The sequence below is a fragment of the Acinetobacter sp. WC-743 genome (assembly GCF_000335555.1).
Lineage (GTDB): Bacteria > Pseudomonadota > Gammaproteobacteria > Pseudomonadales > Moraxellaceae > Acinetobacter > Acinetobacter bereziniae.
Genome location: NZ_AMFQ01000145.1, coordinates 1 through 472, shown reverse-complemented (window position 1 = coordinate 472; position 472 = coordinate 1). Strand labels below are relative to the sequence as shown.

1 pseudogene is annotated in these 472 nt (G+C 49.2%); it reads right to left on the bottom strand.

Annotated features, from left to right (window positions below):
* A pseudogene (locus tag ACINWC743_RS21905) lies at nt 1-472 on the bottom strand (beta-ketoacyl synthase N-terminal-like domain-containing protein); the annotation flags it as partial.

Sequence of the window (472 nt, the reverse complement as noted above, 5' to 3'; positions counted from 1 at the left end):
CGGTTGATGTTGAATTGCTCAGCCACATTTTCAGCCGTTTGTGGCATGGTTTCTACACCATACATGTCTTTTAGCTTTGGATTGATAAAGCGCCAACCCATGGTGGTGTCTTCAATTTTTGGCTACGCCCGAAAGCACTGTCGGATTTCCCATCACATAGGGTGCTCGACTCATGCTTTCCACACCACCAGCAATGATCAGATCGGCTTCATTGGCTTTAATCGCCCGTGCTGCCATCGCAATCGCATCCAGTGACGAACCACATAAACGATTGACTGTGGTTGCAGGCACTTCAACAGGCAGCCCTGCCAATAATGCCGACATACGACCCACATTTCGGTTGTCTTCACCTGCCTGATTGGCACAGCCATAAATCACATCGTCAACCTTTTGCCAATCCACAGTCGGGTTGCGTTGCATCAAGGCTTGAATTGGCACTGCACCTAAATCATCCGCTCTTACAGGTGCAAGT